This window comes from Candidatus Leptofilum sp. (genome assembly GCF_965223525.1).
Classification (GTDB): domain Bacteria; phylum Chloroflexota; class Anaerolineae; order Promineifilales; family Promineifilaceae; genus Leptofilum.
In genome coordinates this window covers 72,136-94,474 of record NZ_CBDCWX010000005.1, presented here as the reverse complement: position 1 = coordinate 94,474, position 22,339 = coordinate 72,136, and the positions used below count along the sequence as shown (strand labels likewise).

14 protein-coding genes and 1 riboswitch are annotated in these 22,339 nt (G+C 51.9%); of the genes, 5 read left to right on the top strand and 9 right to left on the bottom strand.

All coding sequences use genetic code 11. The annotated features are described in order from the left end of the window. Positions 1 to 90 precede the first annotated feature (90 nt). From ACOQPM_RS05905 to ACOQPM_RS05895, 3 genes are all read left to right on the top strand, one after another. Entirely contained in the window at positions 91 to 2,238 is a 2,148-nt protein-coding gene (locus ACOQPM_RS05905) for an ATP-binding protein (protein WP_420628317.1), read from the top strand. 212 nt (positions 2,239 to 2,450) lie between these two features. Beyond that, positions 2,451 to 2,642: riboswitch (SAM riboswitch) on the top strand. Between the two features lie 103 nt (positions 2,643 to 2,745). After that, on the top strand, positions 2,746 to 4,011 hold the full coding sequence (locus ACOQPM_RS05900) for a trans-sulfuration enzyme family protein (protein WP_420628316.1): 1,266 nt from the start codon (positions 2,746 to 2,748) through the stop codon (positions 4,009 to 4,011). A gap of 53 nt (positions 4,012 to 4,064) precedes the next feature. Further along, positions 4,065 to 5,471: an aspartate kinase gene (locus tag ACOQPM_RS05895; RefSeq protein ID WP_420628315.1), complete on the top strand. Its 1,407-nt coding sequence runs from the start codon at positions 4,065 to 4,067 to the stop codon at positions 5,469 to 5,471. A gap of 118 nt (positions 5,472 to 5,589) precedes the next feature. On the opposite strand, the gene ACOQPM_RS05890 is transcribed toward ACOQPM_RS05895, so the two are convergent. Beyond that, positions 5,590 to 6,744 (bottom strand): uroporphyrinogen decarboxylase family protein, encoded by a 1,155-nt coding sequence (locus tag ACOQPM_RS05890; protein WP_420628314.1) that lies wholly within the window; start codon positions 6,742 to 6,744, stop codon positions 5,590 to 5,592. A 129-nt stretch (positions 6,745 to 6,873) separates the two neighbouring features. On the opposite strand from ACOQPM_RS05890, the gene add reads away from it, so the two are divergent. Further along, a complete protein-coding gene (gene add, locus ACOQPM_RS05885) occupies positions 6,874 to 7,875 on the top strand; it encodes an adenosine deaminase (protein WP_420630513.1) in 1,002 nt (333 codons plus the stop codon). 192 nt (positions 7,876 to 8,067) lie between these two features. Further along, entirely contained in the window at positions 8,068 to 11,565 is a 3,498-nt protein-coding gene (locus ACOQPM_RS05880; RefSeq protein WP_420628313.1) for a CHASE2 domain-containing protein, read from the top strand. A gap of 117 nt (positions 11,566 to 11,682) precedes the next feature. Here the strand turns inward: ACOQPM_RS05880 and ACOQPM_RS05875 are convergent, their stop codons facing one another. The 8 genes from ACOQPM_RS05875 to ACOQPM_RS05840 form a co-directional block, all read right to left on the bottom strand. After that, entirely contained in the window at positions 11,683 to 12,909 is a 1,227-nt protein-coding gene (locus ACOQPM_RS05875; protein ID WP_420628312.1) for a FecR family protein, read from the bottom strand. A 480-nt stretch (positions 12,910 to 13,389) separates the two neighbouring features. Continuing rightward, positions 13,390 to 14,028 (bottom strand): RNA polymerase sigma factor, encoded by a 639-nt coding sequence (locus tag ACOQPM_RS05870; RefSeq protein WP_420628311.1) that lies wholly within the window; start codon positions 14,026 to 14,028, stop codon positions 13,390 to 13,392. Between the two features lie 109 nt (positions 14,029 to 14,137). Continuing rightward, on the bottom strand, positions 14,138 to 15,265 hold the full coding sequence (locus tag ACOQPM_RS05865; RefSeq protein ID WP_420628310.1) for a pyridoxal phosphate-dependent aminotransferase: 1,128 nt from the start codon (positions 15,263 to 15,265) through the stop codon (positions 14,138 to 14,140). Between the two features lie 94 nt (positions 15,266 to 15,359). Next, positions 15,360 to 16,214, bottom strand: a complete 855-nt coding sequence (locus tag ACOQPM_RS05860; protein WP_420628309.1) for an SDR family oxidoreductase — start codon at positions 16,212 to 16,214, stop codon at positions 15,360 to 15,362. 175 nt (positions 16,215 to 16,389) lie between these two features. Next, positions 16,390 to 17,541: a hypothetical protein gene (locus tag ACOQPM_RS05855; protein ID WP_420628308.1), complete on the bottom strand. Its 1,152-nt coding sequence runs from the start codon at positions 17,539 to 17,541 to the stop codon at positions 16,390 to 16,392. Next, complete coding sequence (locus tag ACOQPM_RS05850; protein WP_420628307.1) at positions 17,538 to 18,812, bottom strand: glycosyltransferase family 87 protein; 1,275 nt, start codon at positions 18,810 to 18,812, stop codon at positions 17,538 to 17,540. The genes ACOQPM_RS05855 and ACOQPM_RS05850 overlap by 4 nt, the downstream gene beginning before the upstream one ends. A 24-nt stretch (positions 18,813 to 18,836) precedes the next feature. Further along, positions 18,837 to 21,101 carry a glycosyltransferase family 39 protein gene (locus ACOQPM_RS05845; protein ID WP_420628306.1) on the bottom strand — a complete coding sequence of 755 codons (2,265 nt, stop codon included), beginning with the start codon at positions 21,099 to 21,101 and terminating at the stop codon, positions 18,837 to 18,839. A 66-nt stretch (positions 21,102 to 21,167) separates the two neighbouring features. After that, positions 21,168 to 22,292 carry a PQQ-binding-like beta-propeller repeat protein gene (locus tag ACOQPM_RS05840; RefSeq protein WP_420628305.1) on the bottom strand — a complete coding sequence of 375 codons (1,125 nt, stop codon included), beginning with the start codon at positions 22,290 to 22,292 and terminating at the stop codon, positions 21,168 to 21,170. Positions 22,293 to 22,339: the final 47 nt, after the last annotated feature.

Genomic DNA, 22,339 nt, shown 5'->3' with positions numbered 1-22,339 from the left:
CATTATATGTGAATTTTGGAACCATCACAAAAAGGTACTATGTTGCTAGATTTATCTTCAAGGCTTTGTGCTACACTGTGGGCAATGAGCATGATTGAGTTTCAGATAGCCTCTCTGGAAGGTAATCCCCAACATGGTGAGATTTGGCAAGGTCTCAATGCAGCTTCGGTTGCCTTGCAAAAGGCTGCCCAATCTGAAGAGGCCGTTTACCAGGTTTTTGGCGAGCAGCTTCTAAAGCTGGGATTACATGCGTCGGTCAACTTGCTAGACGAATCTGGTGAAAATTTGCGCGTTGTTTCTGTGGTCTTTTCGAAACGTTTGATGAAGATCATTGAGCTAGCCGAAAAAAGGTTAGGACTCAGTTCGATAGGGTTTTCGTACCTGGCAGATGCAGCCCCAGCGGATGCGGCCGTTCTGCAGAAGGGAGACATTATCTTTTTGCCCGACAATTCAGAAAAGATGCGGCAAGTTATCACGCCAAATATCTACCGATTTGCCAAACCGTTTCTCAAACCATTCCTCAAGCTGCCTGCCATCTTGGCACCATTGTATGCCGACTCAAAGATCGTGGGGGTGTTGTATTTGGCAGGTGAGCGGTTACGCATTGAAGATGTGCCTGCTATTGGCGCTTTTTCTACGCATTTGTCCATTGCTTTAGAAAATGCCCGCCTGTTCCAGGCAATGCAGCAGGCAGAGAAGCAGCAACGCAAACTGGCAAATGAACTAAAGCAGCAAACGCACCTGCTGGAAGCTATTTTGGCAGCAACGCCGGATAATTTTTTGGTATTTGATCTGGACGGCCGTTTCTTGTTCATTAGCAACGCCATTTTAGAGTATCTGCAGGTAGATGTGGCAGATGTGGTGGGCAAAACATGGCGGGAGCTGAATCTTCCCCCGGCGTTTGGGGAATTGAGCGACCAGGATCGTGCGGCCGTTTTAGAGACTAGTGAGGCTGCTTCACGGGAATTTGTGTATCCCATGCCCGATGGCGAAGTGGAAATAGAATTTGTGACCAATCCATTTTTAGGACCAAACGGTGAAATAACCGCATTTGTTACCACTGCCAGAGATGTTACCGAGCGAAAACAGACGATGCAAGCCATGTATCGTACCCAAAAAATGGAAAGCCTGGGCATTTTAGCTGGCGGCATTGCCCATGATTTTAACAATTTGCTTGTTGCCATGCTGGGGCAGACCACGTTGGCTCAAACGCACCTATCTAAAACAAACCCGGCTTTTACACACATAAGCAAAGCGGTTCAGGCCGCAGAACAAGCTGCAAGTCTCACGCGTCAGTTGCTTGCTTATTCAGGCGGTGGCCAGTTTACCATTCAACCAGTGGCACTGAATCGCTTGATTGATGAAAGCGTGGATTTACTCAACCTAGCTTTGCCCAAGCAGGTTACGCTGCAGCTAAACCTGGCCCCCGATTTGCCACACATCGAAGGCGATGTGACCCAAATTCAGCAGGTGATTATGAATTTGATCATCAATGCTGCCGAAGCGATTGGTGAGCAAGCGGGCACCATTTGGTTAAGTACGGTCGTTTGCCAAATCACCTCACAAGATCATCGCTTTTGGCGGTATACAGACCACCCGCTACCGTCACAAAAATATGCTAAGCTGTCTGTGCAAGATAGCGGCATTGGCATGGACGAAGCAACCCGATCCAAAATTTTCGATCCATTTTTTACCACAAAATTTACGGGTCGAGGCTTGGGTTTGGCCACTGTGTCGGGTATCATCCGTAGCCACAAGGGTGGTCTGCACGTAAAAAGTGCGCCTGGGCAAGGAACAACCTTTGAATTACTATTTCCCATTGCAGCAAACATAGCTGAGATTCCACCTGAGGAGCCCGAACAAGTGAGCATGAACGGTAAAGGGTTGGTACTAGTAATTGATGACGAGCGAGCTGTGCGAGAAGCAGTGACCGATATTCTGGAAATAGAAGAAATCGGTGTGCTAACGGCCGCTAACGGTGATGAGGGCATCCATTTATACAAAGCACATTCTGATGAGATTGATTTGATCTTGTTGGATTTGTCAATGCCTGGCAAAAGTGGTCAGGAAACATTTGAAGAGTTAAAAGCAGTTGATCCCAACGTGCGTATTTTGCTTTCTTCTGGCTACAGTGAAGATTTGGCAACGCGCGGCTTTGCCTCGCCGCCCCTCGTTGGTTTTTTGCAAAAACCCTACCGTTTAGACACCTTTGTGAGTCGCTTAAATCAATTTTTATAATAGAGGTCAACTGCTCATTCTCAGCCAGACTTCAAAAGTCTTGTAAGCAGCTTGCCCAACACCAAGGTTGGCCGAGACTTTTGAAGTCTACGCCGCGTAACATGGTGAAATAACTCAGTCTCCCGCAACTTTTTGACAACCCACCCCGCATTTGCTACCATCTCGATCACAACTAAATAAAGTCTGGTTCAAGCAGCAGCTTGTGCCAGCATTTCTTATCTAGAGAGGCGGAGGGAACGGCCCGATGAAGCCTCAGCAACCATTTCTGACAGTTGTCAGTAATCGGTAAACAGTAATCAGTAAAAATCATTGAAAACTGGTTACTGACATACTGAACACCGATTACCGAAACAAGAGACAGGTGCTAATTCCGGCAGAAGCGTTTAACTTCTGGAAGATGAGATGTGGCGAATATGAATTGATGAGCCCCTTCTGTAACTTCCAGGAGGGGCTTTTGTTTTTGGCCTGTCATTCCCGCACAGGCGGGAATGACAAGTGGAGGAAATTATGGAGAATTTAACCAAGTTACAGAAAGCACAATTGCTTAATGGCACAACGGCCGTTCACGGACACCTCCCATCACGCACACCCAAGCCCAGCCATGCCCTTACCACGCCTATCTGGCAAACGGCCACCTACACCTTTGAAAACACGGCCGATCTCATTGCCTACCAGGAGGGCAAACTGTGGGGCGGCACAAGCGGGCGTGTGGAGTACGCACGCTATGGCAACCCTACCGTGCGCGCCGTGGAGCAGCGGCTGGCCGCTTTGGAGGTGGGCGATCTGCCCGGCAATTATGATGCGCTGCTCTTTCCCACAGGCATGACGGCCGTTACCAATATCCTTCTCTCCATGTTGCCCACCGGTAGCCACGTTATCTTCACCGATGACAGCTACCGCAAAACGCGCCAATTTTGCCAAACGTTCCTCAAGCGGCTGGGCATAGAAAGCAGCGAAGTGCCGATGGGTGATTACGAAGCGCTCGCTGCTGCCATCCAGCCAAATACCCGCATCATTCTCACCGAAAGCCCCACCAACCCGTACCTGCGCGTGGCTGATTTGGAGCGCATCGTGACCATTGCCCGGCAGCACAAACGCATCAAAACGATGATTGATGCCACCTTTTCTACGCCCGTGAATCAACGGCCGTTAACCTACGGCATTGATCTCGTTATTCACAGCGGCACCAAATATTTCAGCGGCCACAACGACGTGATGGCGGGCGTAGCCGTGGGTGAGGCAGGGCTAATCCACGCCCTGCGGCAAAGCCAGGGAATGTTAGGCGGCGTCCTTGACCCGCACGCCGCCTATCTGCTGGAACGCGGCCTGAAGACGCTGACCCTGCGCGTACAGCAGCAAAATCGCTCGGCGCAGGCAGTGGCGGAGTTCCTGGAAAACCACCCCGCCATCGAGCAAGTTTGGTATCCTGGCCTGTCGTCCCATCCCGACCATGCCGTTGCTTGCCAACAGATGTGCGGCTTTGGCGGCGTCGTGAGTTTTGAAGTAGCCGTGCCGCCTGGCGAGGCAGCCCTCAATGCCGCCGCCCGCATGGTAGATGCCATGCAGATTCCCTACATTGCCGCCAGCCTGGGCGGGGTAGAAAGCCTCATCGAGCAGCCTGCTATCATGTCTTACTTTGAACTATCTACCGAGGAACGTCGCACAATTGGCATCAAGGATAATTTGGTTAGATTTGCCATTGGCATTGAAGAAACGGCCGATATACTGGCGGATTTAACACAGGCGCTAGCGAGTATGCCTGTAGGCGAGTGAGCGAGTAATAACTTGCCACTCGCAGACTCGCAAACTTGCAAACTGGAGAAAAAATGACACTCGTTATGAAATTCGGGGGAACGTCTGTTGGCAGCGCACAAGCCATGCGCGAAACGGCCGTTCTCATTCAAAACACAAAAAAACAGTGGGGGCAAACCGTTGCCATCGTCTCGGCAATGGGTTCCAAACCAGTGAAAGTAACCGATTTGTTGCTGCAAGGGGCGCATTCTGCCGCCAGTGGGGATAACAAAACGTACCAGCAGTTGGCGGAGCAACTACGCCAAATACATTACGAAGCGATTGACGGCTTGCTGGCGCCTGATGGGGAACGGCAGCAAATTTTGGCAGAAAACGGCCGTTTCATTGACCGTTTTGCCGATTTATGCCGGGCTGTGAATGTGCTGGGCGAACTCAGCCCACGCGCTCTGGACATCATTGGCGGCATGGGTGAGCAAATGAGCGCCCGCATTTTGGCTGCTTACCTGCGCCAAAGCGGGGCGCCAGCCGAAGCAATTGATGCCACCGAACTGATCGTAACGGACAGCAACTTTCAAAATGCAACCCCCCAATTTGAACTGACGAAAGAGAAGACAGTGGGAAGAATACGGCCGTTGCTGGCGCAAGGCATCATTCCTATCGTCACCGGCTTCATTGCCGCCAATGCAGATGGCATTACCACCACGCTGGGGCGGGGCGGCTCCGACTACACCGGGGCGATTCTGGGCGAAGCACTGGCCGCCGACGAGGTTTGGATTTGGACCGATGTGGATGGCGTGATGACCGCCGATCCGCGCCTGGTGCCAAATGCACAATCTATTCCGCAGCTCAGTTACCGCGAAGTGTCTGAGCTGGCTTTTTACGGCGCAAAGGTGCTGCATCCCAAAACGATGCGACCCTGCGTAGAAAATGACATCCCCCTGCGAATTAAGAACACGTTCAATCCAGAGCATCCCGGCACCGTCATTGTGCCAGATGCGCCCAACGGCAATGGTGGCATCAAGGCGGTGACTGCCATTAAAAACCTGAGTCTCATCACCGTAGAAGGTAAGGGCATGATGGGCATCCCCGGCATTGCCGCCCGCACTTTTGGTGCCGTAGCTCGCGACAATCAAAGCGTTTTGCTCATCAGTCAGGCGTCATCGGAGCAATCCATCTGCTTTGCTGCGCCAGACGCAGCCACCCACAGCATCATTGCCAGCCTGGAAGCGGAGTTTGCGGTGGAGCTGGCGCGCAAGGATGTGGATCGCATCTGGGCGCAGGAGCCTGTCTCCATCGTGACGATTGTGGGGGCGGGGATGCGCGGTACGCCGGGCATCTCTGGGCGCGTATTCACCGCACTGGGCAACCACAGCGTCAATGTCGTCGCTATTGCTCAGGGCTCATCTGAATGCAGCATTAGTGTGGTGGTGGATGATGTGGATACAGCAACGGCCGTTGCCCAAATCCACGCGCTAATTTAGGTAACTCATGTTACGCAGTCCAAGACTACAAAAGTCTTACTCAGTCAGGCAAGTACCTGAAATGCGGCCAAGACTTTTGTAGTCTCCCTAGACGAAGTGCGTGACATCAGTTAGGTAATCATTTGAGTGGGTAACGGCCGTGCTCTTCCACCGCGTCTACCATTGCCAACACATTTTCTGGCGGCACATCATTCATGATGGTGTGAACCGAGGCCAGCATGTAGCCGCCCCCTGGCCCCAACGCCTCGATGACGCGCTTCACTTCCTGGCGTACGTCGTCTGGTGAGCCGTAGGGCAGCACCCGGTGCGTGTCTATACCGCCGCAAAAGACGATTTTGTCCCCAAACTGCCGCTTCAGCTCATCCAGTTCAGACATGCGCCCAGCGGACGTTTGAATCGGATTCAAAATATCTACCCCAATTTCGACAAAATCATCAACCAGCGGGAACACATCACCATCAGTGTGGAATAGCACCTTTGCTTTGGTGCGCTCTTTGATGAAGGCGATGTAATCGGCGTGGAATGGCTTCAAAAATTCGCGGTACATCTTGGGCGAGATGAGGAGGCTGGTTTGTGTACCTAGATCATCCCCGATTTTGACGATGTCCACGTTGTCGCCCAGCTCCCGCAAAAAATGACCCATCAATTGTTTACATAAATCGGTGATTTTTGCCAGCAGCGCTTTGGCAAAATCGGGCTTCTCTACCATGCTCATCATGAAATTGTCCATCCGCAGCATTTGGAAGGCGCGTTCCAGCGGGAAGAGCAGCCACGGCGTGGCCATGATGGCATACTCGTTTTGGGCGGCCAGGGCTGCGGCTTCTGCTTTTACATGGGCTACCCGGCTGAAGTCGTCCATGTCTGGCCAGTCGAACGCTTCTAAATCGGCGATGGTTTCTGCTTCGACCAGCGGGTTGATGTGGGGGAACCATTCACCGGGAGCCAACTCCACTTGGCCGATGCCCCACGAATCTATGAAAGGTGTGCCAGGTTCGCGGCTGGCGTTGGCCTGCATGTTGGCTGCCGGATGACGATCCAAGACGGGGCGCACGTCGGTGCCGAGGCGTTGCAGGATGGCTTCGTCGGGAACGGCCGTTCCCAACTCCGGCCAATCGTACAAATAACGATCTTCCCCCTGCACCCCTAGCAGCTTCTTGAGCTTTTGGTAGGTTTTCATTTTGATGCCAGTAGCATTGCTGATGCCCAAAATAATTGGCACTCGGTCAGGCTCTTCATGGTTCATGGCGGATAAAACGCGCTTGCGTGGGGTCATGCTGTCTCCTTCAAAAAGCATCTGCAAGTATGGAATAAGTTGGTTACTAGATATTTGTTGATTCGCTTATCGCCGGATAACATACCAGCATTCTATCAAGTGACAACAGGTTTTTACCCAACAATGTCTATCATTCGTCCCGATTTGCCTCTAATTGATCTGCACCGCCACCTGGATGGCAGCGTGCGGCTGGAAACAATTCTAGAGGTTGGCGGGAAGTATAATTTGCCACTGCCCGCGAAGGATTTGGAGGGATTACGGCCGTTCGTCCAAGTGACAACCCCCGTCCCTGGCCTCCTCGCCTTCTTTGAAAAATTTGAGTGGATGGTTGGTATTTTGGTGAATTATGACGTGTGCCATCGCATCGCCTACGAAAATGTGCAGGATGCCCTGAAGGAAGGCATTGACTACATCGAACTGCGCTTTAGCCCCGTGTTTATGGCCGAGCCGAATGGACTGCACCCGCAGGGTATTGTGGAAGCCGTCGTAGACGGGGTTGCCGCTGGGGAACGCGATTTTGGCGTCAAAACTAACCTGATTGGCATCATCAGCCGTACTTTTGGCCCTAAAGTTGGGCACGAGGAGTTGGATGCCTTGCTCGCCCACCGGGATGATTTTGTAGCGCTGGATTTAGCGGGCGACGAGGTGAATTTCCCTGGCGAATGGTTTGTGGAGCACTTTAAGCGCGCTTGGAATGTGGGCTGGGGTGTCACCGTCCATGCGGGCGAAGCGGGCGGCAGTCCAGCCATTTGGCAAGCGATCCGGGAGCTGCGAGCCACGCGCATTGGCCACGCCGTTCGCGCTGTAGACGACCCCGATTTAATGGATTATCTGGCTGAAAATGGCATTGGCGTGGAGATGAACCTGACGAGCAATGTGCAGACTAGCACCGTGCCAGATTACGCTAGCCATCCCCTCAAAACAATGCTGAAACATGGCATTTTAGCCACCATCAACACCGATGACCCGGGCATCAGCGATATTGATTTGCCGTATGAGTATGAAATTGCGGTAGAGCGGGCCGGTTTGTATGAAGATCAGGTGGCACAAGCGCAGCAAAATGCGCTGACGATAGCGTTTTTATCAGAAGAGGAAAAAGCGACATTGCGTGCCAAAAAGCAATCTGCGTAGATGCTGTTCATGAAAATGCAGTAAAAATTGTCCTCAAGCGACCCCCAACAGCTTAAAAGCTAGAAACAGAACTGTATTATCCGGTATGATACGGCTGGTAAAGCAAACTACAGAGAAATCGCGCTTTGGTATTCAAAATAGTTCCTGCGGTTTGCATAATAGCATCGCATAGATGCGCCACTAATACAAGCAATGACAAACAAAATCCAACCAATTCCCCTGCTGTTAGCAGAGCAAGAAGACACGCTAGAGTTAAAACGTGGCTATCAGCTTGGCGTTTACACGTTGTTAGAACGGATTGGCGAGGGTGGGGAGGCAGTTGTTTGGTCTGGTATTGACAATGTACGCAAGCGGTTAGTAGCTATAAAGCTTATTGCTTCAGATAAAAATGATCCGAGTGCGGCCTCCATTCTGTCAGCTAATTTTGAGCGGGAGGTACATTTAGTTGCCAGTTTAGAACATCCCCATATTTTGCCGATATATGAGTTTGGCATGGCATCGTCTTTTGCATATTTTGTTATGGCTTACAAGGGTTTAGGGACTGTAGACACTTGGTTAAGCGCAGGCGCGATTTCGCTGTTTGAGGTTGCCCGAACTGCAAAACAGATATTGTCTGCTTTGAACTATTTGCACATGCGTGGCATTGTGCACAGAGATATTAAGCCAAGCAATATTTTGCTGGATAGCCAGCAGCGGATTTATTTAGCCGACTTTGGTTTGGCGAAGCAGGTAAGACAAAGCACGATGGTGCTACATACCGGGCGGGGGACAGGGCCGTACGCGCCATATGAACAGCAGGCGTACCACAGCATTACGCAGCAGTCGGATATTTTTAGCTTGGGGGTTGTGCTTTACCAAATGCTTTCTGGAGAGCTTCCGTGGGAAGGACATTACAGTTTAGCAACGATGCAAAAAAATGAAGGGGCGCTTTTGCCAGACCCTGCCGAGCTTGGGGTTGAGTGTCCGGAAGCATTAACGGCCGTTCTCAGAAAATTCACTGCGTTTCAATGGCAAGATAGACCGGGGACGGCCGAAGAAGCTTACACAATGTTCTACCAGGCACTCCCAGAGGCGATTCAGGCAGAGCTGGGACCCAGTTTGCAGTCAATTCAGCTAATGGAAGATAAGTTTGTAGCTCAGGATGTGGTCTATTTACTCCAGCGCTACCAGGAGCGCTGGCAAGTTGAGGAACCATTCCTAGCCCGTTTAACTCATTTGGCGTTCGTATCATCTTATTACGGCCGTTTTCCCAAACTGCTTGATGCTGATAGTTACCAATTCTTGCTGCGCGGTGCGCTGGTGCATGAATATGATGTGTCTCATTGGTGGCAGCATTCGCCTGATCCAGACCTGCGCTGGCAGATAAGTTTAACAGCCCTGGCCTCAGAAAATGAGTCGGTTGTCAGACGAGTGCTGGCGTTATTACTGCGGGAGCCTGCTGGGTCTTTACCGGCCACATTGACCACGCTTATCTCACTCGAAAAGTTGTTGGATTTAGGCATTTCATCATCCGAGCGGCGTGTACGCCAAGATGCGCTAAAGGCGCTGCTGCATTTGTTACCCGCTGCTGAGGATTGGCAGCCGGTAGGCATTTCTGAGGTGGGTGATAGGCGTTTGGCGCAGTTGGCTTTGGACGCATCGAGCCAAAGTAGACAGGCCATTTCTGTGATTGGGCGGTTGCAGAGCGAAACGGCCGTTCATCTGCTGGCAAGCAGGGCAATAGATGATGCGTCCCAGCCTGCCTTAGAGATTTTGCAGCAAATTCAGCAACAAGTGGGCAGCTTGCCCGCTTCTTTGCCCACTATGGTGCGTCGTCGTTTACTGTGGCAGCGTCTCAAGCAGCAGCTACTTGAAGATGAAGAAAGTATTTCGTTGGCGCGTAGCCTGATTGGCATTGTAGCCGGTGCCATGTTGAGTCTGCTGCTGGTTCTTGGCGTCTTTTCAGTTTCGGCTGCACAAATGCAGGATGTGCTACTCGCTCCTTATCCGGTAAGTGACATTATTACCATTGTTGAGGTAGACGATGCGAGCCTGGCCCAGTACGGCCGTTGGGATCAATGGCCTCGCTCGCTACATGCTGAACTTATTGACCAGCTTGCCGCAGCCGATGTTGGGACAATTGTCTTTGACTTTGTTTTTGAAGCCGAAACGGACCAAGATGCAGCCCTGGCCGAAGCAATGGCAGCGGCAGGGAATGTGGTGCAGCCGGTGTTGGTGCAAGGAGATGCCTTCCACGATTTGGAAGGGCAACTGCGATACGAGGGAGCTGTATTGCCCCAATCGGTGCTGACGGCCGCTTCGGCTGCACTGGGGCATACGGGCATATTACACGATCAGGATGGTTATATTCGCCGGGTGCCGACGGTGGTTTCGGCAAATGGTGAATCGTATAACAGTTTAGCCATTGCGGCTCTGGCCAGTTATGTTGGGGTTGGCGTGGATAAAAGTACGATTGAAAACGGCCGTTTGTCCATTTTGGGTCGTCAGGTGCCAGTAGAAGCAGATGGTGAGATGCGAATTTATTACGCTGGCCCACCAGCTCAATCGGGCCAAACCACCTTTAACATGGTGCGCTATCAGGATGTGCTGGCTGGCAGCGTGCCAGAGACTCTCCTGCGTGACAAGATTGTCCTTGTGGGCATTACCGCCACGGCTGAGCCAGACCGCTACTTGACACCTGTTAGCGACGGCCGTCCCATGTATGGCGTAGAGATTTTGGCCAATGTCATTGAATCCATTTGGTCAGAAAAGTTTATTCAGGTGCCGGTGACGGCCGTTCGTATATTGATTTTGCTGCTGTTGGGGCTGCTAGTCGGGTGGGTGAGCGTACGTCCAATGAGTGGCTTGGTTTTTATGCTGGCCATTGCCGGAACGTACTTTTTGCTGGCTGGCTGGCTTTTTGACGCAACAGGTATCCTACTCGATCTGTACTTTCCTTTTGCGACCATGGGGTTAAGCTATTTGCTAGTCACTGCATACCGCTACTCTGTTGAAGTGCGGCGGCGACAGGAAATAATGGATTTGTTTGCCTCGAATGTGTCACCCGCAATTGCCCAGGCAACGCTCGAAGCCGTACGACAAGGGGAGCTAAACCTGGATGGTCAGGAACAAATGGTAACTGTGTTGCTAATTGGGATGCAGGGACAAACGACTTTCGCTGCCCAGCACGATCCAATGGACGTACTAGCGATGCTAGATTTTTTCCATAAAAAGGTAAATGAAACAATCTTGGCTTTCGAGGGAACGGTGATCCAATCTAAACAGGGAGAAATCCTGGCGGCATTTAATGTGCCGCTTCCCCAAGATGATCATGTGTGGCGGGCAGTGCAGGCGGCGCAATCATTGCGGGATGAGATTCGCCGCTATCAAGATTCGCTGCCCGCGGATCATACGCATCGTGGGGTTTCTTTTGGCTTTGCTATCAACACGGGGCAAGCAATTGTAGGATACGCAGGAGCCAATAGCCAGGGAGCATTTGTGACTTTAGGCGAGGTTGTTGATTTGGCAGGTGAGATGCTGTCGGTTGCCAGTGCGTGGCAAATTGTGTTGGGTGAGCAAAGTCAAGCTGAAACGGCCGTTCGCGGTATCGAAACGTTGCCATTGACCCCATTGCGAATCACAGGCCGAATTGCAGCCGTTCCGTTGTTTGCCTTGCCTTCCCAAGAAGCTGATGAAAAAGAGGGGCCGTAAAGAACAGTTTTAATAATGATGAAAGAATTGTGTTCTTTACGGCCGTTTACGTAAACTACAGAAGCTGTTTTGAATACGGAAGAGTAATTTCTCTGTAGTTTGCTCAACTGAAAGCCATTACGGTTTGCCACCTCCGTTGCCATTGCCGCCATTACCAGAGTTGCCATTATTACCGGAGTTCCCATTCCCGTTGTTGTTTCCGGGAGCGTTGCCGCTGTTACCGGGGTTGCCATCGTCATTTTGTCCAGGTGCGTTGCCACTGTTACCAGGGTTCTCATCATCATTCTGTCCAGGCGCATTGCCGCTGTTGCCAGGGCTAGTATCCTCATCAGCAGATGGGTCGTCGGGGCAAGCCTCCAGTGTGTCACCATGACCCAAATGGGCATCCAGTGCGTCGGCACTAATTTCTAAGGTATTGCCCTTGCTGGTATCCCCACCGGGATAATGACAAATAACGACCTTTTCCGTTTGCGATTCAGATGAATCATCCTCTTCGCCATCAGGCGAGTCGGGGCAGGCCCCTTCCGTATCGCCGTGTGCCAAATGAGCCTCTAAAGCATTGGCACTAATCTCTAAGGTATTGCCCTTCGTTGTGTCCCCACCGGGATAGTGACAAATAACGACTTTTTCCGTTTGTGATTCAGGTGAATCATCTGGCTCCTCATCTTGTTCAGATGGTGTGCCGTCGTCTTCTGGTTCTGAATCATCATCGGCAGGCGTTGGCGTTGCTGGCTCACTGTTTGGACGTGTTTGGAGTGGCTTGTCGGTAACGGCCGTTACCTGGAACCCTGCCTGTACATCCGTAAACGCACCATCTTGCAACGCGACGCGCACCACACCCTCTTCAACCGCAACGTGCGTACTGTCCCCTGTTTGAACCTCTACAGTGAATATTGTGCCACGTACAGAAGCAGTAGAGGAAGGGGTCTTGATTTCAAACGTATCGTTGGCCCTCAGTAAACGCACCACGCGGCTCAATGTTTTGCCACTGATCAAATTGAGCTGAAAGCGATAGCTATCTTCTTCCATCACCAATTCGGCCACAGTAACGGTACTGCCTCCAAACAGATCAACTGTACTGCCATCTTGCAGCCGTAATTGGGCAGAACCATTTTCTGCCACTCGGATGGTATCCCCTTCGCTAACTGTAACAATTTCACCAGAAGCAACCGTATCTTCCGCCATACTCGCAAAAATTGCGCCACCAGCCTGGTTCACAACCGCTTCACCGGACGAGACAATCAATGTAGCTTCCGTGTTCCCAGGCTGTGCCAGCACAAAAGCGCCCAAAATCAGAATAAGTACTGCTGCTAAGCTAAAGGCTAAACCTCTTTTATTTGTCATGAAAAAATTCGTCCTCCATGTGTTTCGGCTAGGTTGTCTTGTACTAGATTGTTTAGGTGCAGTAGATGGTTTGCTGTGCCGTGCCATGCGTACCTCTTTTTGTACACAATCCATAAAGTGCATAAGCACAACGTGATTGACGCTTGAATACCCCGAAATGTGGCGTAGGTCTTGCATGAAATAATCGTCGCGCGGCAGTTTGCACAAGGCCAGCTTAGCCAGTTTCTCATCAGAGATGTCTAACAACTCAGCCATCTGCTCCCAGCGAACCTGTTCCCGGTGGGCTTGTTGTGCAATTAGGCTCGCCATAAAAGCTGGGTCTGCCGCTGAGCGCTTGGCTAGTTGTAGCAATGGTTGGTTCTGCATAAGGCACCTTCACAATTATTGAGAACTATAGATATTTTTGCTGTTCTATAGCTTAGTACCGAAGTTACCGGCAAAGTTCGACAAATAGTTTTGATGAAATGGTGAGGGAGGGATTTATACTTTGTGGCGATTCACAAAGCGCTGAAGGCGTTTGGTGAGGCGATCTTTAGCACGCTTAACTTCGCGTCGTTGTTCGGTGATCGGGATGGTGGAAATCTGCAAGATGTCAGCATACGGCTCAGTTTCTCTTACGCCATTGAGCATCAGTAAAAAGAGCTGCCGATCAGTGCTGGATAGATTGGCTTCAAATTCGTGCAAAATTGTTTGAGTGGCGGTTTTGTTGTCATCACCCAGCCAGTCTGCAAAAGAGAAACCATCTTCTACTGTATTGTCTTCCCCAATAAGTTGAGATTGCACATCTGGCTCATTAATATGAACCAGGGGACGTTTCTGGCGATTGTGTTTGTCAATAGCATTCAGCAAATCGTGTCGGGCAGACATGCGTAGGTAGGCAAATAGGCTCAGTTTATCGGGGTTATATTTGTTAGGGGATTGGTGGTAAGTGAGCAGGCAGTCAATGACGGCCGTTTCACACAGATGAGGCTCAACCTGGCGGAATTCCCGACGCAAAAAGTGAATAAGGTGAGGCAAGGCAAGCTCAGCTAGCTGAGCAAACGCCGTAGGATTGCTCTCGGTCAAGATTTCCTGGTGCTTCTGCATCTGCCAAGGAAGGGAAGGCTCAGAAGCGGGCATGAATGGCCTCCTATTGGTGTGAATGTTTGCCAGTATAGCAGTTTAACTAGGTGGAATTAAGCAGTAAAGAGGCAAATTCCCGCATTCTTAACAGCACTTTTGTCCTGAATTAGGGCAATGTGGTTTGCTGCAAATAGTTGTCGAAATGAGTTAAGGCGGTAGCAAAAGCTGCTCGGCCAAAGCCCATACGCATGTGTTGGTCATCGCTGCCGAGCGTGGTGGCGGGGTGGATGAGGACACCTGCGTCGGTGGCCATCTGGGTGGCAAACTGGGTCACGGAGGGGATGTTCATTTTTACCAGGGCGACGGAACCGGCTAACGGCCGTTTCCACACAAACAACGCTTCCCATCGCGCAAAAAAGTCCTCCGCCAGTGCCAAATTATGCTCAATTTGGGCAATATTTTTCTGCCGTAGCTGCTCCCGCACCTGCCACGCCGCCATCGCCAAAAACTCCGACGGGGCTGGGGGACAGATGCTGGTGTAAAACTTCCAGTTCATCACGTTTTGCCGCAGCGCCTCATCCTGAATCACCAGCCAGCCAGTGCGTAGACCGGGAAGCCCGTACGTTTTAGACAAGCCAGACAGGACTACGGCCTGCTGGTAAACATCTGCTGCCGAGGGGATGGAGGGCGTGCCAGAATGGATCAGGCCGTGATACATCTCGTCGTAAAAGAGCCACAGGTTGTGCTGCTCGACGATTTGTACCAGTTGGGTAAGCTGCTCTGGCGTGGGCAGGTAGCCAGTGGGATTGTGCGGAAAATTGACGACGAGCAGTTTGGTTTTGGGCGTGATTTTTTGTGCCAGCGTCTCAAAATCGAGCGTCCAGCTAGTGTCGGTGGGCTGGAACTGCCACTTTTTAACGTTGCTTGGGCCAACAACGTGCTCGAACATATTGATAAGCGCGTCGTAGGCTGGGGAGAGCACAATCACCTCGTCGTCAGGCTCTAACAGGGCCCGGGCGGCTAAATAGATGCCCTCCACCGGCGTGCCGAGGATGACGATGTCGTCGGGGGTAGCGGTGGTGTAGCTGGCAGCAATCGCTTCGCGTAGCTGTGGATTGCCTTGCGATTCAGTGTAGCCCAACCCGAGTTGTCCTAGTTTAGCTAAATCCACCTCGGCCATCGCTAGTAGTTCAGCAATGGTGATGGTTTCACAATCGGAGTTGCAAAGTTGGTAAGGGGTGGTGAATTCGTACTCGGCAAAGAAATGTTCGGTGGCAAAGGGAGTGATTTTCATTGGATTAGTTGCTGGTGGTTGGTGGTTAGTCGTTGGTGGCTAGTTGTTGGTTGTTGGTGGTTTGCAAAGTTCACTAGCCACTAACAGCCATTTACTAGCCACTGGTAGTACGTTTGATGAAGTCGGCGAGGCTGGTGGGGTTTTGGCCGAGCAGGTAGCGAAGCTGGTGGGGGTTGCCTGCCATGCCGCTTTGGGCGTAGTAGGTGAACATGCTAACGGCCGTTTCAATTGTAAATTCATCCGTCCCTTTAGCCCGCGCTTGGGCTTCCCACGCATCTATCGAGACGGGGCGTACTTCGACAGGGCGCTGCAAAATGTGGCTAAATGTGTCGGCAACGGCCGTTTGGCTCATGGGGCGGTTACCAACCAGTTCGTAGGTGGCGTATTCATGCCCTGGCTCAGTTAGAATTTTGGCAGCGACCGTGGCTACATCCTGCAAATCAACCAAACTGAGGCGCGTTTTGGCGGGGTAAGGCACGGGCAGCACGCCTTCGTTTTGGATGGATGGCAGGTAGGCAAGCAAGTTTTGCATGTAGGCCGTGGGTTGCAAAACGGTGTAACTCAAGCCGGAGTTGAACAAAACGTTTTCCACTTTGAGCTTGCTAAAATGGTGGGGCATTTCCCGAATTTGGGGATGAATGACGGAGTGGTAAACCACGCGACAGTTGCCAATGGCGCGGGCGGCGGCGACCATCAATTGACCAAGGCGTACTTCCTGCGGGTGCATGTTGGGGGCGATGTGGTAGATGGTGGAAACGGCCGTTGTCGCCAAGCGCCACACATCTGCATCCAGCAAATCCCCAACCACCACTTCATTCGCACCTGCTTTGCGAACCGATAAAATTTGCTCGTCATCTTTCACAAAAGCACGCGTTTTGACCCCTTGCTGCTTTAACGCTGCCAAGATTGCCAAGCCTGTCTTTCCCGCTGCGCCTGTCACTAGAATCATGCTAATCTCCAAATTGCTTTTGTTCAAAAAGGAATATCCTCTCAAGGATTATTGTAGCCCATTCGCTAACAATCCGGCATACGATTTTGGTGGAAAAGGGAATCACAAATCGCACGAATTGACGAATGATACGAATGTAATTCAAATTGATTCGTGAAATTCGTCCCATTCGTGATTATTTATTTGACCAATTGGCAACAAAAGGGGCAGGGAGTGAGCCAGCGAGCAAGCCGGGCCAGGGAATAAAAAGTAGCCAGAGGGTAAGGGAGGCCACGACGCTGCCCAGTTCGCCGATGGGTAGCTGGATGTACAATGCCATGATGCCGACAAAAAGTGCCAATTGCCAGCGGCGGTGCATCACCATTAGCCCCAAAATGGGTAGCAGCAGGATGCCGTCGTAGGCGCGGGTGTAGGGGGTGATGATGAGAACGGCCGTTAACCAACCAGCCCACCATAGTGGCGACGTTCCCTTTTGCAACCACGCCCACCGCGCCATCACCAAAACCACCAACAAGCGCACTGGCTGAGCCAACCAAAGCGGCCAGCCCCACAGCGTCAACTCCCGCTCTAGGGTGGATTTCCACAGCGGGGCGGTGATTTCTTGAACGGCCGCTGCCTTACTGATAAGCCAAGGCGGGGTGATGAGCAGCGTCAGTCCCAGCAACAGCCCACCTACAATCGAGAGGCCAATCAGCCTCCGATCCCGCCGCCACAGCATCTCCAGCAGCAGCGGCGCGGCGATGAAAATACCCAGCTGCGGCTTAATGCCGATGAGGAGGAAGGCGATTATTAGTTTAGGGAGATCGTATTGCGTATTGCGTGTTGCGTTTGGTGTTACGGAATACGGAATACGCAATAAATTTATCGCCCAAATCGTGCCCAGCAGCACCAACGGCGTGACTTGCCCAAACAGCAGGGTGATGAGTGCCCAGGGGAGGAGGATGAGGAGCAACGGCCGTAATCCCCTAAACCCCCACGCCTGCATTTGCAACAAGGCTGCCGATGTCACCCCGACCAAAAATAGTACCCAAACCGTGCGGGCAATCTCCTGTGGCAGCAAGCCGAAGGGTACTAAAATGGGCAGCAGCCAGGCGGGGCTAAAAAAGTCGGGAGGTGCGCCCTGGTCGGTTTCGATATATTCGGCCGTATACGGATTTTCGCCCGCCAGCGTGTAGCGTGCGGCAGGGTAAAACGTCTGGTCAAAGTCGCGCAGGCGGGGCATTTGTGGGGCAATGAGGATGACGGCGGCGACTAGCACCACGATTGCTAGGATTAGGATGAGAAGGGTTCGGGAGGGGGAACGGCCGTTTCCTACTTCACGATTCACAATTTACCCTTCACCATTCTCAATTTATCCCCCCATGCTAGCCAGACCAACCCCAGTAGCAGGCCAATCGGTAGGGGGAGGTAAGTGACGGGATGCTCAAAATCGCCCTGGATGGTGGTGAGGAAGAGCGCCCAGGTGCCTATCAGCAGTGTCAACAGCAGCCCGGCTACCCATACATTGCCGCCCCGCCACCGCTGGCTTATCGTGTGCAGCAGCAAAAAGAGTGGAATGTACATGATGACGTAGTTCGTCGTCGCCGTACGCACGATGATGCTGTTGGTCACAATTAGCATCAGCCCAATGATGAAGAGGAATTTGGGCGTGGTGGTTGCTTCATGGCGCAATTGCCACCATTGCCACAGCATCACTGCCAGCAGCAGAGCAATCAGTACGTATTCCACCGGCTGGCCGAGCTCGGGGAAAAAGGTGCTGGTAATCACCCGCAGCGGCGAGGGGGTGACGGTGTAATCCGGATAGTAAAGCACCTGCTCGATGAAGCTGGTAAGCCAGCTAGGGAGCAGCAAAAAGGACAATCCAGTCAGCAGTGCCATCGTCCCGACAAAGCCAGCCACAAAGCGCCAGCGTTGGTGCCACACCGCCCACAGCATCAGTGCCGGAATGATCAGGTAGCTCATCTGCGGCTTGAGGGTGGTGAGCGAGAGCAGCACCCCGGCCAACGCATCTCGCTCGTGCTTGAGTGCCAGCAGGGTGCCTGCCAGCCAAAGGAAAATCGGCCCGGCAAACTGACCCAGGACGATGGTGCGGGTGCTGTTGTACATGATCACGGCCCAGAGTAGCGTGATTGCCAGCAGCCAGGGGGGCTGTCGCCAATCCAGCAGGCGCAGTGTGGCAATCACCCCACCGATGAGCGAAAATTGGACGATGACCAGCCAGATTGCCTGTACCCAGGCGTAATCCAAATTCACCAACGGCCGTAGCAAAAACACGGTGTAGAACGGGTAGACAAATAGCACCTGGTCCTGGTCGGGGCGGGCGAGTTTGCCGCCGTACAGGACGCGCTGAATTGCTTCGGTGGCGGTTTGGGAGTAGGGATCAATGCCGTCTTGCCAGTAAAGTTGGGCGCCTTTCCAGCGGGGGAAAAAGTCGTTGGCACCAGGCACTTTGGAGGTGAAGAAGGTGTACATGCCCACCACGCTGACGCCGAACAGGAGCATGATGAATAGGAAAATGAGGAAATTTTTGCGGGTGAAAAATTGCATAAGGTTGTGTAGGGGTGTCCCTCCGTGGGCACCCCAATTTAGGGCAGACACGGGGGTCTGCCCCTACAATGCGCGTTATCGGAGTTTGTATAGCTGGTAATCACCCCAATCGGCGATGAGTTGCAGATGGGTGGCGGCGAGGTCGTCCATGAGGTGGATGTTTTGGGGCGAAATCCATTCCATTTGCTGCTCGCGGATGAATTCGTAGCCAGTTTCAAAGAGCAAAATGTGACTAACGCTTTCGTCGCGCCACGCCTGGGCGATGCCATCTGCATCGTTATGTAAATATTCCAGATGGGCCAAGGTGTCTAAAATGGAGTCGGGACGGCAGTCGCGGTCGCAATAGTAGCTGCGCGGTTCGTACAAAAAGCGCACAATGGCATCGGGCGGCGTTTGGTCGTTGATGCCCTGCATGGCAGTGTAGTGGTTGCCTAGCCAGTGGGTGAGAATTTCATCCCTACTGGCACTGCCAGCGACGTAGGTGAGCGGCACGCCAGGCAGCCAGTTGAGCAGTTGCCCCACCAAATTGAACGCCAGCGCGAGGATAATGACCAGCCGAACAAAGCGGCGCAACGAAAATTGGAGATGATCCCAGCGGGCTAAATCGTTGAAAATCCAGGCGATGATGGGCGTGAGGGCGACAAAGGCGGGCAGCAGCAGGCGACTTTGCCACAATCCAGCGGAGAAGATGACCCCCCAGACCCAGAATAGGTATTGGGCTAAGACAAAAATGAGCAGAAGGTTGAACGGCCGTTCCACTCCCCCGCTTTTCTTCCACTGTGCAAACGCATAAATGATAGTTGCTGGCAAAAAGATGAGAAACAGTGGTCCCGGCTGCCCATCCTGGCTGGCGTCGTTGAGACCCAGGATGAGGTCATGGGGAAGGCGCAGCAGGGCAATCGGATCAAAGCCAAGACCCGTGCCAGTGCCTGCATAAGCGGCCGCGCGAAAATCATCCCAAAAGTGGCCGCCAAAGACGAAGGGGTAGACGGGGTTGCCGGTAAACGCCCAATTTTTGAGGTACCAGGGCAGGGCAACGAAGGTGGTTGCTAAAGTTAAGATGAGGAGTGGTTTGACTACTTTTTGCCACGCAAAGGCGCGAAGGCGCGGGGGCTTTGTTTGTGCTGTGGCCGGCCTCGGCGCAGTTTGCGCTACCGCGCCACTTGGCGGCACGGTGGGGACGCCGGCCACAGCGCGGACTTCTTGCTGCCAAAAGTGCCAGATGACTGTGCCAGCCAGAAGCAGCGGGGTGACAAAGCTGGTGTATTTAAGACCCATCGCTAGCCCAGCAAAGACACCGCTGAGTAGGAGCCAGCCAGTTTGCTCGGCTTGTCGCCACCGGAGCAGAGCCACCAATGCCGCAACTTGGTAGAAAGCCAGCGGCAGGTCGTTGTAGGCTTGTGCGCCCAGGTTGAGCACCATGGGCATGGAGATGAGGATGAGTACGGCCGTCCACCCACTTTTTTTATTAGCCACAGAGGACACAGAGGTTTTTGAGGAATTCTCTTTTTCCTCTGTGGCAAAAAATCTGGTTGAAATGAGATATACCAAAGCCATCAGCCAGGGAATGAAGCTGAAGTGGAGCAATTTGGCAGCGCTGTCGCCGACTGCGCCAACGTCACCGCGTAGACCCATTGCTAGAGTGAAGAGCATCTCGAAGAGGGCGGGGAAGCTGAGATGGGGGATGTCAATGCCGCCGACGATGCGCCCGGCTTCCAGGTAGAGTTTGGGGCCTTTGAGGTGGTAGAAAAGGCCATCCCAATCGGTGGGGGGCAGCAGGGCGATGATGAGGGCGAGGCCTAGGACGATGAGCAGATAAAATGTGATGCCGCGTGAGGGGAAATTTAACCGCAGAGAGCGCGGAGATTTATTTTTTTTAGCCGCGGATTTCGCAGATTGGCGCAGATTTTTAATTTGTTTGGAGATTTGCCAGAGAGTGAGGGCAAGGGCGGCGGCCATTGTGCCCCAAAAGGCGATGGGGGTGAATGCGCCGATGAGTCCGAGTAGGAATATCCACAAGCCTAGAATGCCAAAGCCGAGACCTGTGCCGAAAACGGCCGTTTCCAACCCATCCATCTTCAATTTTGTAAAACGAAGTATTGTTATGCCAATGCCCCAGGCGGCGAGGTTGATGAGAACGGCCGTACCCACATCCAGCAGCGAACGGAAAACCGACGACCAGGCAAAATCCAGCGTCAGCCAGGCGGATGGGTCTTCCAACAACAATACTAATTGCGGCACGCTGAACGGCTTTTGCACCACATAGTAAGCACTCAGCCCATAAAACAACCACAAAACAAAGAGAAATATGAGGCCCCACTTGAGCCTGGGATCACGCATGTGGGTAATCATACGTATCTTAATAGTTTGGCACAAGAACCGCTTTTCCTAATTGGCATTGGCGGATTATTCTTGACCGATAAAGTGGAAAGCAAAAAGCTGACGGCCGTCGCCAAAATAAACAAAAACATTTTCTCCGCCAGCAGCTACAAAATAGCCTCTGTCTGCTTCCAGCAAAACAGTTTCACCGGAGAACTGTACGGAGCCAATTTGTTGACCGCTTTCGATGTTATAAGCTACAAGCTCTGCTGAATCTGTTAGGAAAAAGGCTGTTGAATCAGCAATGGCCACATTGCTGATGACATTTTGGTTCGTTTGCCAAAGTGGCATACCAGTTTCTGGATGTAAGGCAATGACGGTTCCGGGCATTGTGCCATCATCTTTTCGCAGGAGTACTGAATTATCGGCCAAAAGGGGAGGCTGAAAAACATTGTCAAACTTTTCTGACCAAAATGTTAGAGCTTGCAGGTCTGTGTCTTGTGATGGCGCATCTTCGTTTGTAAATAAGTGCAAGTACCAGTAAGCAAAATTGGATGGTGAAATTTCTAGGTTTAATTTGTGAAATTCCCGTTTGTTTTGTTTCGCTATGATTTCACCGGTTTGGCTGCTGATCAAATAACGCCAATCAGAGAATCCGCCACCATCGAAGGCAATAATATTTTCGTTAGCAACCAATGAATGTATTCCTCTAGTTCCGGATATTTGACGCGTCCAGCTAATTTCGCCGCTGTTAATTTTATAAGCCGCGACACCACCTGCACCAGCGGTTGTACCTTCCAAAGCTTTACCTGGTCCGTCGTATCCTAGGTAGAGAAAATTTGAATTGTAGGCTGTATGATAAATTCCAAGATTTGAAGGTAAAAACCTGACTCCACGACGAAAAACCGATCCATCAATTGCATTCAAATTCATTGGATTTGGGTTGCCGCATGGGTAATCGAGCCTTCCCCAAAGTACAACATGCTCTTCATTGGCAACCAGATGAATGGCACTTTGGCTAGGAGCAATGTATACATCTGGAGCTTGCCACAGGATTTCAAATTTGCCACTTTCAATAAATGTACGTTGAACTGTGCTTGGTGCATAGCATTGTGGAAGAAATTGCGGTAGAAACTGAGAGCAAGCAAACACAATCGTTACAGTAATCCAAACTACCCCTATTATTTTCCTGCGTTGTGAAGTTTGTTTCATTGGCAACGGCCATATCCAAAATTTGACTAAAACTTGAGGAATTCTAC